The organism is Shewanella mangrovisoli, assembly GCF_019457635.1.
GTDB classification, from domain to species: domain Bacteria; phylum Pseudomonadota; class Gammaproteobacteria; order Enterobacterales; family Shewanellaceae; genus Shewanella; species Shewanella mangrovisoli.
This window is the reverse complement of the sequence record NZ_CP080412.1, coordinates 1684054-1697641: the sequence shown is the minus strand read 5'-3', so window position 1 is coordinate 1697641 and position 13588 is coordinate 1684054. Positions and strand designations below refer to the sequence as shown.

The following is a 13588-nucleotide window of genomic DNA, read 5'->3' as shown; positions in this document are numbered from 1 at the left end:
ATTACTCCACTTCCACAATCATTGCAGCACCAAGACCACCCGCAGCACAGGCCGTTGCCAGACCCGTTCCGCCGCCACGACGCTTAAGCTCACGGCAAACCTGAGTGATTAAACGCGTACCTGTAGCTGCAAAAGGATGGCCGTAAGCTAAAGAACCACCGAGCACGTTAAATTTGCTCATATCGATTTCACCAATGGCACGATTACGCCCTAACTTTTCTTCGGCAAATTTTTTGGAGGCAAACATCTGCATATTGGCTAAGGTTTGTGCCGCGAAAGCTTCATGCATTTCGATAAGAGTTAAATCTTCTAATTCCATGCCGGCGCGCTTTAATGCCAAAGGCGTTGCATAGGATGGCCCCATCAGCATGTCTTGCCAAACATCAATCGCGGTAAATGCGTAGCTCTTAATATAACCAATTGGTTGATAACCCAATGCTTTAGCACGACCCTCGCTCATCAAAATGATCGCCGAGGCACCATCGGTTAGCGGCGTACTGTTAGCGGCTGTCACGCTGCCATGCTTTTTATCGAAAGCGGGACGCAGTTTAGCGTAAGAGCTTAAATCGGAGTTTTCACGAATGTTATTATCGCGCTCGATAAACTGTTTGTAAGGGGGAACATGGGCCACCATCACTTCGTCACGTAGGTGACCAGAAGCCCAGGTTTCACTCGCCAACGTGTGGGAGCGGTGCGCCAATGCATCTTGGTCGGCGCGGCTGATGTTGTATGTCTTGGCCATTTGCTCCGCGGTTTGTCCCATAGACAATCCCGTAGAATACTCGGCAACGGCAGGCGGCACAGGCAGTAAATCTTTAATGCCTAAACGGCGGAAAATTTGTAACTTTTGGCCAAAGCTGCGGGCTTTATTCAAATCGACTAAGGCATGGGCAAGCTTTTTAGACACACCAATAGGTAATACAGAAGAAGAGTCTGCGCCGCCGGCAATTCCGATCTCGATATTGCCCGTCATGATAGACTCAGCCACATTCACCGCAGATTGGAAACTGGTCGCACAAGCACGGGTCACGCTGTAGGCATCGGTTGACACATCCATGCCCGTTCCTAACACAATTTCACGGGCAATGTTCGGTGCCGCAGGCATTTGTACCACCTGACCATACACTAATTGCTCAATCAATTTAGGATCCAGTTCGCTACGGGCCAGCAGCTCGTTAACCACCATTTTGCCCATATCGAGCGCCGACACACCGTGGAATGCGGTCGCCTGTTTCGCAAATGGCGTTCTTAAGCCCGCCACAATAGCGATACGCTCACCCTTTGCGTTAGTTACCTGTTGTCTATCACTCATTTGTCACCCTCTTTATGTGCGCTATCGCTGAGAGATTTCAGGCGGCGCTATCGATTTCCATGTTTGCCCTGCTGTTTGGCACTAAAAAAGCCTAATAACAGGTCTGACCATTAAAGTGTGATCTGATTCTAACTTCTTGTCAGCAAGTTTTAAACACCTGTTTGTTTTTTTAACACTAGCCAAACCCTTAGGGAATTCTTTACCATATTCGTGGTCTTAAGCCCACACACGTATTTTCAATCGATATTTTCAACCTAAAAAACGAGTAGCATCATGCCTTTGAGTCGCTTCCACGCATTACGCACTTACCTAAATAAGGTTGTTTTAGGGCAGCCAGTTTTGACCGAAAACCTGCTCATTGCCCTCATTGCCAATGGCCATTTATTAGTAGAAGGCCCACCAGGTCTTGCAAAAACCCGTGCAGTTAAAGCCCTCTGCGATGGTGTGGAAGGGGATTTTCACCGGATCCAATTTACCCCTGACCTGTTGCCCGCCGACCTTACGGGTACAGATATCTATCGCTCACAAACTGGCACCTTTGAATTTGAGGCGGGCCCGATTTTCCATAACCTGATCCTCGCCGATGAAATAAACCGCGCGCCGGCTAAGGTGCAGTCGGCGTTATTAGAGGCCATGGCCGAAGGTCAAGTGACCGTTGGCAAAAACAGTTATAAGTTGCCACCGCTCTTCCTCGTGATGGCGACACAAAACCCCTTAGAAAACGAAGGCACTTATCCGCTGCCCGAAGCCCAGCTCGACCGCTTTTTAATGCACCTGAATTTAGATTACCCAAGCGGCGACACTGAAATCGAAATTCTGCGCCAATCCCGTCAAGAAGCGCTCACCCATGAGCTGCCGACAGCGGAGCCAATAGCCCAGGCCGATATTTTTGCCGCCCGTGATGAAGCGATGGAAATTTATCTGGCCGAACCGCTAGAGAAATACATAGTCGAAATCATTATGGCGACCCGACAACCCGCGCGTTACAGCGACGAGCTGGCAAAATGGTTAGAGTACGGTGTGAGCCCTCGCGCGACCATTTCGCTTGAGCGCTGCGCCCGTGCCAGAGCCTGGTTACACGAGCGCGATTTTGTCTCTCCCGAGGATATTCAAGCCGTTGCGCCCAATGTGTTAAGACACAGACTGCTGCTGAGTTATCAAGCGCAGGCCGAAGGTGTCAGCCGCGACCAAGTGATCAACCATATTTTGACTCAGGTCGCCGTTCCTTAATCGCATGGTAGGTCTGAATACACGGGCTGATAAATCCTAGGTAACTGAATCGCTTTGTATGAGTAGCTTTGAATGAATAACAGTGCGCTAAACGCATCCCAACACAGTGATGGCAATCCACATGACTTGCCATTGTTTGCCGACGGGCTGCATTTAACCGAGAAAGAACTGCTCGCCTGCCAGACGATTGCGCGTGCCATCCCTGAACGTCACAGCCGGGCACGTGCCAATATGGCGGGGCATCGCAGCAGTTTAATCAAAGGCCGCGGTATGGAATTTGCCGAAGTGCGCCATTATCAACAGGGCGACGATGTTCGCACCATAGATTGGCGCGTGACCGCCCGCACTGGGCAAACCCACACTAAGCTATTTATTGAGGAGCGCGAGCGCCCTATCCTGCTGCTGCTCGATTTAAGCCAGAGCCTGTATTTTGGCTCGAGTTTATTATTGCAGTCGGTACAAGCGGGACATTTAGCGACCACGCTGGGTTGGAATGCCATCAACCACGGTGACAGACTCGGCGCCTTAATCGCCTGCGAGTCTGAGCATTTAGAGTTAAAACCCCGCAGTCGCCGCCAAGGGATATTGCAGCTCATCTCAGGATTGTGCCGAGTGCACGAACAACAACTCAATCAGCTCGGCAGTCATCCTCGGGATCCTGACCATATCCTGCGCGCCTGCCAGCGCTTGCAACGTATCGCGAAACCGGGCTCATTGATTTGGATTATTACAGATGGCAGCCATTTTACGCCGCAATGTATCGCGCCGCTGACAGAACTTAAGCGCCATTGTGATATTGGCGCCTATCTGGTGACCGACCCACTCAGGCAGGGCAACCTCAACTTACCCAAGCAGTTTAGTTTGCCGGTTCGCGAAGGAGACCAAGATCGAGTGCTGACTCGCGACAGTTATCAAGCATGGCTTGGGCTGCAACAACAGCAGCAGAATTACTTTATCGCCATGATGCAGAAGCTAAAGGTGCGTACCCAATTTATCGACGCGGGTTTACCCCTCGCGCAGCAGTTAGCCTTACTGCAATAACAGCACGGCAAATAAGTGAGTAATAGTAGACAGTGCAACATAAAGCATAAGTGAGTCCAAAGCGTGAACCCACAAACTCTAAATCCAGCCTTGGATAAGGCTGCCACGCCAAATCCCGCTTTGGCGGATTTACAAGATATTATTCTCCCCGACCCGATTGGGGCTTGGCCATGGGCCATAGGTTATTGGTTAGCACTCGCTATCCTGTTAGCTTTGTTGATTGCCACAATTCTTTGGTTCAAAAAACGTGCCGCCTACTTAGCGCCTAAAAAAGCCGCCCAAGGTTTATTTACAGCACTTGATCCTCATTCGAACCAGTATCCCTCTGACGTGAATCAGCTGTTAAAGCGCACCGCCTTAAGTTATCTGCCAAGGGAAATGATAGCGAAACTCGACGGCCCCGCGTGGGCAACTTGGTTAGATAGTCATTTGCCCACAAAGCAGCGCGGCCGCATTGGGCCTTTATTGGATAAACGCCACCAGGCTAAACCACTCAGCGCCGAGGAGGCCCTTGAGTTACAGGCCCTCGCCCGCAGCTGGTTTGCTTCAAAAGCCAAATTAAGCACGCCGATAATGCACACTGCTGCAAACCAAAACCCGAGTACGTCAGCAGCAGTAACATCGGTTCCAGCTAAGCCTGCGGAGGAGCAATGTTAACAGTCGCATGGCCTTTGGCATTGATTTTACTGCCTTTACCTTTTATTTTTTGGCGTCGCCAAACGGTGCAAGCCGAAGGTGGCCGCCTGCAATTGCCCGGTATTAGTCAAACTGACAAAGCCAATATCACGAACCACAGCCGCCAAAGTCGCAAACGTTATTGGTTGATGTGGAGCTTGTTAGTGCTTGCTATCGCCCGCCCACAATGGCTTGGCGATCCGATTGAACTGCCAAGCCAAGGGCGGGATCTGATGCTGGCGGTGGACTTATCCGGCAGTATGCAGATAGAAGATATGGTGATTAACGGCAAAGTCGTCGACCGTTTTACCCTGATCCAACACGTGGTCAGTGAGTTTATAGAGCGTCGCAAAGGCGATCGTATCGGTTTGATTCTATTTGCCGATCACGCCTATCTACAAGCGCCACTCACCCAAGATAGACGCTCTGTCGCCCAGTTTTTAAAGGAGGCGCAGATTGGCCTTGTCGGTAAACAAACGGCGATTGGCGAGTCGATCGCACTCGCGGTCAAGCGCTTCGATAAAATGGATGAGAGTAACAGAGTCTTGATTTTATTGACTGACGGCTCAAATAACGCCGGTAATATCGATCCTGAGCAAGCGGCCCAAATCGCCGCTAATCGCAAAGTGACGATTTATACCGTTGGCGTGGGTGCCGATGTCATGGAAAGACGCACCCTGGTTGGTCGTGAGCGCGTCAATCCGTCGATGGATCTCGATGAAAACCAGCTCAAGCATATTGCCGATGTTACCCATGGCCGCTATTTCCGCGCCCGTAACAGTCAAGAGCTGGAACAGATTTATCAAGAAATTGACAAACTGGAGCCCGTGAGTCGCGATCAACTCAGCTACCGTCCTCAAGCGGAGCTATTCTATTGGCCGCTCGCCCTCGCGCTGCTCACCAGCATTTGGATAGCCTTAGGTCAGTTATCTCTGTTTTCGCGGACTAAAAACCCTGTTCCATCAGCAACACCACGGGGGGATGTTCGTTAATGAGCCTGCATTTTATTCGTCCAGAATGGTTACTCGCCCTGTTGCCACTCACCATCATCCTGTGGGCGCTATGGCGTCAACACCAGAGTAATAGCGCCTGGAACCGCTATATTGCGCCGCATTTGGCCAAAATATTGGTCACAGAAGGCACACAAAAATCCCGTCGACCACTGCATATCTTGGCTTTAACTTGGATGATCGCCACCTTGGCCTTAGCGGGTCCAGCGCTCAATAAGCAAACCTTGCCCGTTTTTGCCGCCGAGCAAGGCCGAGTGTTGGTGATGGATATGTCTGTCTCCATGTTTGCCACCGATCTGGCCCCCAACCGCTTAACCCAAACCAAGTTTCGGGCGACAGATTTGCTCCGCGGCTTAAAAGAAGGCGAAACTGGCCTTATTGCCTTCGCTGGCGATGCCTTTACTATAAGCCCGCTCACCCGAGACACGGGCACGCTGCTTAATTTATTGCCCACCTTAAGCCCTGAGATTATGCCCGTGTTGGGCTCAAACCTGGCGGCGGCTCTAACCCAAGCCAAGAATCTACTGGCACAGGGCGGGCATCTGCGTGGTGATATTATTGTGATGACTGATGGCATTACCCCGAGGCAATTCGATGAGGCCAACTCGGCCTTAGCTGGTAGCCAATATCGGCTCGCGATTATGGGTTTTGGTAGCCCACAAGGCGCGCCAATCCGCTTACCCGATGGCCAATTACAGCGCGACAGCGGCAATGAAGTCGTTGTCGCGAAAACCGACTTTGGCTTACTGCAAAAATTAGCCGATAACCATAATGGCATCATGATCCCCAATCGGGCCGATGGTCAGGATTTAGTGCAGTTGCAACATTGGTTGAGTGACAGTGGCGATGCCAAAGCCACGGATCTCGATGGGGAAACCTGGCAAGATCTCGGCCCTTACCTCGCCTTACTCTTACTCATCCCTGCCCTGCTGAGCTTTAGGCAAGGCATGCTCGCCAACTGGCTGCTGATGGGATTGGGCGGTCTATTGCTCAGCGCTGCACCGCAAAACGCCCATGCCAGCGCATGGGACTCGCTCTGGCACACCCAAGAGCAACAGGCGATGCAGGCCTATCAAGCCGAGGATTACGCTGATGCCGCTCAAAAATTCGAGACGCCCCAATGGCAAGGCGCGGCGCAGTACAAGGCGGGCGAGTACGAACAGGCGTTAAAAAGCTTTGAGCAAGATAACTCAGCCAATGGCCTTTACAACCAAGGCAACGCGCTGATGCAACTCGGTAAACCCGACAAAGCCAAGGAGCGTTATCAGGCCGCACTCGACAAGCAGCCCGAGTTCCCACAGGCCAAAGCCAACCTTGAGTTAGCAGAGAAATTGCTGAACCAGCAACAATCGCAGCAAAATGCTGACAATCAAGATAAGCAGTCTCAAGGCGATCAAAACCAACAGGGACAGAACCAGAACGATCAGCAGGGGCAAAACCAGCAGCAGGGAGACCAACAATCCTCGCAAAACGACCAAGCTCAACAGCAGTCTCAAGAGCAGCAGTCCCAACAGCAAAATAATCCCGATCAAGCGGGCGAAAAACCGTCGCAGGAGCAAGAGTCTTCATCCGAGCAGAATGATCCTGAGCAAGGCGCACAGGATAAACAGCAAGCGAGTGATGATAAAGCTAAGCAAGACCAGCAAGATTCGCAGCAAGAACAACAGCAGGCCGAGCAACAAGCTAATCAGCAGAACGGCGCCGATAACAATGCTGAAGATAAAGAAGATCCTGCCAGCAACGAGGCAAAAATGCAGGCAAAGGTCGAGGATGATAAGTCCAACGCCGAGCAAGAACAGCAACAGGCCGTAGCGCAAAAAGCGGATAAAGAAAAACAGGCGCAGGCGGATAAAAAACCAGATACCGCAATTGAGTCTGTTGAAGCGCCGCCGAGTAACAGCGAGCCTTTACCCGCGGAGATGCAGCGAGCACTGCGGGGCGTGAGTGAAGATCCACAGGTGTTGCTGCGTAACAAGATGCAACTCGAATATCAAAAACGCCGTCAGAATGGCCAAATATCAAGGGATAACGAACAGTGGTGATCAGACAATTTTTTATCCTCCTCACGCTTTGCATCGCGGTCATTCAGCCCGCCTTTGCCCTGAGCAAACTCGAGGCGTCGGTCGATCGCAATCCGGTAATGGAGGGAGAGTACTTTGTGCTCAATGTGAGTGCCGATGATGAGGTCGACACAGGTAAACTCGATACCTCTATCCTGCTTAAGGATTTTATCGTGGGTCGCACCAGCGTGAGTCGTAGCACCCAGATAATGAACTTCGATGCGGTTAAAGAGACCCGCTGGCAAGTACTGCTAGCCCCAAAACAAAAGGGCCAACTGACCATCCCATCCTTTAGCATTGATGGCGTCAGCTCCGCCGAAATTCCCCTCAGGGTAGTCGAAGCGGGCGCACAACCAGAGCAAGCCAAGAACCTGTTTATCGATGCCAAAGTCTCGACGGATGAGGCCTACGTCGGCCAGCTTATTACCTATAAAGTAAAGCTTTATCTTGCGGTCGAACTGCAACGCGGTGTACTCAATGCCCCCATTATCGAAGGCGCACAAATTAAGCAAATCGGCGAAGATAAAGACGGCTCAGAGATCATCGAAGGCCGCCGTTACCGCGTGATTGAACGCACCTATGGCATCATTCCCGATTTACCCGGCCAAGTGAATATCAAAGGCGCGACCTTTTCTGGCGATGTATTAGTGGAATCCCAACGCCGTGGCGGCATGTTTGGCTTTAACGAGAGCCGCCCAATGCAAGCCGGCGCGCCCTCCTTAAGCATCCAAGTCGAACCTGCGCCAACGAGCTTCCAAGGCCAATGGCTTGTGGCCGACTTAGTGGTATTAAAAGAGAGTTTTCCTGAGGATGTAAAAGAGTTTACCGTCGGAAGCCCTATTACCCGCACGCTCACCTTATTGGCCTCCAATGCCGATGAGAATAGCCTGCCGGATATCGCCCAAAATCTGCCGCCGGAGCTTAAATCCTATCCCGAAAAACCCCAGCGCCAGAGCTTTGTGCGCGATGCGCAGATAGTGTCCCAATACAGTATTACCTCGGCTATCGTCCCCAGTAAGGCGGGCACTTTTACCTTGCCCGAAGTGAAAGTGCCTTGGTGGAATCCGCATCTTAAACGCCAAGAAATGGCAACCCTGCCCGCCCGTACCATTCAAGTAAAAGGTGGCGCCGTGGTCGATGCGCCGATCGAACCCAACTGGCAAGCAAATATCAGTGCCAATAATGAAGGCAGTTGGAGTGCTAATCTGTTTGCCCTACTGTGGCTAGTGACATTAGTTGCTTGGGCGATTACCTTTGTCGCTTGGCGCCGCGCGCTTAAGCGCCAAGTAACGGTCAATACACAAGTCGCATCACAACCGCTCGCTCTTGGCTCTGGCCTTAAGGGCTTAGAGCAAGCCTGCGCTAAAGGCAATGTCAGTGATATTTTGCAGCAATTGCAGCAATACTGTAGTGAACAGGCCGCTCGGCCCATGACGCTCGATAAAATTGCGGCGCAGTCGAGCGAGTTAGCAGAGGCGATTCGTCAGCTACAAGCCTTGGCCTACGGCGGCAAAGCCAATAGCGACGCCCAACTCGAAAGCGCTGTAAAAGCATTGTTAAGCGCGGTTAAAAGCGGCAAGCTACACCCTATGGCGCAGCAATCCACGCCATTACAACCGCTGAATCCCAATGGCTAAACACAGACGGATAAATCAAAACGACGCACGGCTTAATCGAATGAATAAGGTGTAATCTTTTGAATCGTAAAATAAAAAGAAAATATAAAAAAAATGTTTGCTAACTGGCGAAAGAAATCCGTCGAGCCTGCGGTCTCTTCTGACATGCTGAGCAAACAACGACGATACAACAGCCTAGTCAAGGCGCTGCACGCCGATATCTTCCGCTATGCCTTTTGGTTATGCGGCGATAAGCAGGTGGCAGAGGACATTACCCAAGAAACCTTCTTGCGGGCATGGCGCTCTTTAGATTCCCTACAGGATGATAAAGCGGCGAAGGCTTGGCTGATCACGATTTTGAGGCGCGAAAATGCCCGTCGATTCGAGCGCAAACAATTCGATTACGCCGATGTCGAGCAAGAAAGTTTAGAAGATCACATTGCCTCCAGCACTGAAGAGCAAACTGAGCAATATTGGTTGAGGCGACAAATCGCTAAGCTGGATATTGAATATCGGGAGCCCCTATTGCTGCAGTTAATCGGTGGCTTTAGCGGTGATGAAATCGCCCAACTGTTGGACTTAAACCGCAACACTGTCATGACGCGCTTATTTCGGGCGAGGAACCAATTGAAAGAACTACTTGAGAAAACCGATGTGAGAGGTCAATCCAATGGATGAGCTTAAATTTAGGCGTCAAGCTTATGAAGATCCTCATAATCAAGATCCCGAGTTTGTTGCGCAAATGCAGGAGAATGCCGAATATCAGGCGTTCGTCGCAGAGCTTAAGGGCCTCGATGCCAAAATCACTCATGCGTTAAAAGTGGATGTACCAGAGGACTTGGCTGACAAACTTATTCTGCGCCAACAATTGCAACAGCACCATAAACAGCGCCGACAAACGGGCTTTTTAGTCGCCATGGCCGCGTCGATTGCCTTTATTGTGGGGATCAGTTTCAGTTTACTGCGCTTAGGTCCAGTCGATTTAGCCGAGCATGCCTTAGCCCATGTTTACCATGAAGGCGTAGCCTTGCAGGTGGACCAAAATGTCAACTTTAGCCAAGTGAACGCGCAGCTCGCCTCCTTAAAACACTTAGAGCATGCCAAATTTACCGGGCAACCTGGCAAGGTCTATTACACCTCTTACTGTGATTTTCAAGGGGTTAAGAGTCTGCACTTAGTGCTGCAAGCTGAAAAGGGGAAAGTGACTCTGTTTATTGTGCCCATCGAAAAACGCATGGTGCTGGATAACACCTTTGCCGATGGTAAATATCAGGGCATGGGCTTTGAGGCCGGTGATGCATACATTTTGCTTGTGGGTGAAGATCATACTGACCTTAGCTTCGTAAAAGACGAAATCAAGAACACCTTTATCTAACCTATTAATAGTAAATCCTTTCTTTTAACGACCTCCGATCTTTTCTAATGCTAGGAGGTCGGATTTCGATCACATCTTTATCTACTAATGGGTTCTTGCTCAAACATCTGGTAGCATGCTTGCCACTTTTAATAATAACAAGATGGGATAAAGACAATATGACGATTGAAACCCCGATTTTAATCACATTTGTTGGCTATTTAGTATTGATGATGGGCATAGGATTTTGGGCTTACCGTGCCACCGATACTGTTGATGATTATATTTTAGGTGGCCGTAAAATGGGTCCCGCCGTGACCGCGCTCAGCGTGGGTGCCTCCGATATGTCAGGCTGGTTACTCTTAGGTTTACCTGGCGCCGTTTACTTAGGCGGCTTAGGCGAAGCTTGGATTGGTATCGGTTTAGTCGTCGGTGCTTGGCTTAACTGGTTGTTTGTGGCCAAACGTCTGCGCATTTACACCCAATTAGCGGACAACGCCCTCACCCTGCCCGACTTCTTCGAGAAACGTTTTCACGATAAACAGGGTTACCTCAAACTCGTCTCTGCGGTCACGATTCTGGTGTTTTTCACCTTCTATGCATCCTCTGGCATGGTGGGCGGCGCCATTCTGTTCGAAAAAGTCTTCGGACTCGATTACACCGTTGCCTTAGTCATTGGTTCGGCCATCATCGTTGGTTACACCTTTATTGGCGGCTTTTTTGCCGTGAGTTGGACTGACTTCTTCCAAGGCTGTTTAATGCTGATAGCCCTGCTGATCATCCCCTTTGCGGTGTTCTCTCACCCAGAGAGCCATGCGGGAATTGAGTCTATCGACCCGGCGATGCTGGCACTTATCAGTGACAAAACCACGGTAATTGGCTTGTTATCACTGCTCGCATGGGGACTGGGTTATTTCGGTCAGCCACATATTTTGTCGCGCTTTATGGCCATTGGCACTGCCGATGCACTACCGCTGTCTCGCCGTATCGCCATGAGCTGGATGATGTTATCCCTCATCGGTGCTTTAGCCACAGGGTTAGCGGGTTCACTGTATTTCGCCAATCAACCACTCGCCAATGCTGAAACCGTGTTTATTCATTTAGCCCAAGCCGCCTTTAACCCTTGGATTGGGGGCTTGCTGATCGCCGCAATTCTGTCGGCCATTATGAGTACCATTGATTCGCAGTTATTGGTGTGCTCAAGCGTCATCACCGAAGACTTTTATCGCAAGTGGTTACGCCCTCAAGCCGACGATCGCGAGCTGATGATGGTAGGTCGTATGGGCGTGCTGGCCATTGCCGTGATCGCAGGCATCATTGCATTGAATCCTGAAAGCAGTGTATTGAGCCTTGTGAGCTATGCGTGGGCAGGTTTTGGCGCCGCCTTCGGCCCTGTGGTCATCCTGTCACTCTTCTGGAAGCAATACAGCCGTAACGGTGCAATTGCTACCATTATTGTCGGCGCATTAACCGTGGTGATATGGAAGCAGCTCACAGGTGGCATTTTCGACCTATACGAAATCTTACCTGGATTTGTGTTTGCAATTATTGCAGGGGTTGTCGTGAGCAAGATGTCTCGCCCAGCAGAAGCCATCACCGCAGAGTTTGAGCAATTTAAGTCCGCGTTGTAACAGCTGAAATAATTTCTGAGAACGTAAAAAGCGTACAAGTGTACGCTTTTTACAATTTGTATAAATTTATTAACCTTTCATCAGTTACAAAACGTTAACCTCAATTAAAACCTCGCCTTAAGATAAAAGCCAAAGATACCAAGCATCTGGCCCGACCATTCGTTCATGCTAAAGTACGACCCTGTTTTAATTAACTGTTATTTAACAAAAATCAAATCTGGTCGGACTTGTTGAGGTTACACACAATCCCTAACATGCCGAAGATTATAAAAGGATTTGCGCGTTGTTCCGGCGACTAGGAGCGAACAAAATCCAATACCAAAATAATGAGAGAATAATAATGAAATCATTCAACAAGACACTGCTTGCTGTTGCCGTTGCACTGGCGAGCTCACAAACTTTCGCTTCGGGTTTCCAATTAAACAGCCAATCAGCCACAGGTATGGGCCGTGCTTTTGCTGGTGACGCAGTTATCGCCGATAACGCCTCTGTGTTATCGCGTAACCCAGCAGCGATGGCATTATTCGATAAAGATGCAATCTCTTTAGGCCTAACCTATGCCGATATTACTGTTGACGTTAAAGACGTTAACTTTGCCGGTGGCGCAGTTGACTTAGGCAGCATCGACGATGCGGGTAGCTCTAAAGTTATCCCGAACATTTTCTACATCCACCCAATCGACGATAAGTTAGCCGTAGGTTTTGCTGCATTCTCTAACTTCGGTACAGGTACTGACGCCAGCTCTTTGTCTAAGAACAAGCCTGCAGCACCTTTCGACCTACTCGGTGAAACAGAAGTCACTACAGTGAACTTTAACGCCAGCGTGTCATACCGTATCAACGATATGTTCAGCATCGGTGCGGGTCTGGATGCTATCTACGGCGAAGGCCGCTTAACCCGTAACGCCGGTACGACTCCGATCGTTGACGTAGACGCTGACGGTTGGGCCTTCGGTGGTATCGTGGGTGCCACCGTTGAATTAGATAAAGATAACCGTTTCGGTATCAGCTACCGTTTCAGCCCAACTGTTAACGTTAAAGGCGATATCAATACCATTACAACAACTACTATCCCTGGTGTAGGGACAGTACCTGTTGCGACCAGTTTCGATAGTTTAGATGTACCGCTAGCGGATATTTTCCAAGTTGCTGGTTTCCATCAGATCACACCTAAGTTTGCTCTGCACTACACTGCGCAGTACACCCAATGGGGCAACTTCGATCAAATCACCGCGAAAGACGGTACTGCAACGATTGCCGCTGTGGGCGCGACTCAAGCTGTAGGTGATGTTGCATTGAAAGAATACCAATGGAAAGATTCATGGTTATTCAGCGTAGGTGGTACATACACCATCAACGAACAATTCACTGTTCGTGCAGGTTATATGCATGACCAAGGCGTTGTGGACGAAATCAGCTCGATTTCATTCCCAGACTCTGACCGTAACTGGTACACAGCGGGTATGAGCTACCACATCAACCCACAAAACACCGTTGATTTTGGTATCGCGTACATTAAAGGTGAAGAAGTTCACCTGATCGAAAACAGCGCTATCACAGGCCCTGTTAACGCCGTAACCGAATCAAAAGGTATGTACTACTCAGTACAGTACAGCTACCAGTTCTAAGCTGTTTACGCCTCAAAAAAAGCCGCATTTAT

General features: G+C 50.0%; 11 protein-coding genes. 10 read left to right on the top strand and 1 reads right to left on the bottom strand.

Translation table 11 applies throughout. From position 1 onward, the window contains the following. Position 1: 1 nt before the first annotated feature. Positions 2-1312: an acetyl-CoA C-acyltransferase FadI gene (fadI, locus tag K0H60_RS07620; RefSeq protein ID WP_011622190.1), complete on the bottom strand. Its 1311-nt coding sequence runs from the start codon at positions 1310-1312 to the stop codon at positions 2-4. Between the two features lie 273 nt (positions 1313-1585). Here fadI and K0H60_RS07615 point away from each other — a divergent pair, with 273 nt between their 5' ends. From K0H60_RS07615 to K0H60_RS07570, 10 genes are all read left to right on the top strand, one after another. Next, positions 1586-2542, top strand: coding sequence for an AAA family ATPase (locus K0H60_RS07615; protein ID WP_011622189.1), 957 nt, complete (start codon positions 1586-1588; stop codon positions 2540-2542). Between the two features lie 72 nt (positions 2543-2614). Beyond that, positions 2615-3583 carry a DUF58 domain-containing protein gene (locus tag K0H60_RS07610; RefSeq protein ID WP_220057751.1) on the top strand — a complete coding sequence of 323 codons (969 nt, stop codon included), beginning with the start codon at positions 2615-2617 and terminating at the stop codon, positions 3581-3583. A 63-nt stretch (positions 3584-3646) separates the two neighbouring features. Beyond that, positions 3647-4240, top strand: coding sequence for a DUF4381 domain-containing protein (locus tag K0H60_RS07605; RefSeq protein WP_220057750.1), 594 nt, complete (start codon positions 3647-3649; stop codon positions 4238-4240). Then, positions 4234-5250 (top strand): vWA domain-containing protein, encoded by a 1017-nt coding sequence (locus K0H60_RS07600; protein ID WP_220057749.1) that lies wholly within the window; start codon positions 4234-4236, stop codon positions 5248-5250. The genes K0H60_RS07605 and K0H60_RS07600 overlap by 7 nt, the downstream gene beginning before the upstream one ends. Next, positions 5250-7310, top strand: a complete 2061-nt coding sequence (locus tag K0H60_RS07595) for a vWA domain-containing protein (protein WP_220057748.1) — start codon at positions 5250-5252, stop codon at positions 7308-7310. The genes K0H60_RS07600 and K0H60_RS07595 overlap by 1 nt, the downstream gene beginning before the upstream one ends. Then, a complete protein-coding gene (locus K0H60_RS07590) occupies positions 7304-8965 on the top strand; it encodes a BatD family protein (RefSeq protein ID WP_220057747.1) in 1662 nt (553 codons plus the stop codon). Before K0H60_RS07595 ends, K0H60_RS07590 begins: the two co-directional genes overlap by 7 nt. A gap of 93 nt (positions 8966-9058) precedes the next feature. Continuing rightward, a complete protein-coding gene (locus K0H60_RS07585; protein WP_220057746.1) occupies positions 9059-9622 on the top strand; it encodes a sigma-70 family RNA polymerase sigma factor in 564 nt (187 codons plus the stop codon). Further along, a complete protein-coding gene (locus tag K0H60_RS07580) occupies positions 9615-10319 on the top strand; it encodes a DUF3379 domain-containing protein (protein WP_220057745.1) in 705 nt (234 codons plus the stop codon). Before K0H60_RS07585 ends, K0H60_RS07580 begins: the two co-directional genes overlap by 8 nt. Before the next feature lie 158 nt (positions 10320-10477). Continuing rightward, on the top strand, positions 10478-11929 hold the full coding sequence (putP, locus tag K0H60_RS07575) for a sodium/proline symporter PutP (protein ID WP_220055134.1): 1452 nt from the start codon (positions 10478-10480) through the stop codon (positions 11927-11929). 340 nt (positions 11930-12269) lie between these two features. Beyond that, positions 12270-13556, top strand: coding sequence for an OmpP1/FadL family transporter (locus tag K0H60_RS07570; RefSeq protein WP_220055133.1), 1287 nt, complete (start codon positions 12270-12272; stop codon positions 13554-13556). Positions 13557-13588: the final 32 nt, after the last annotated feature.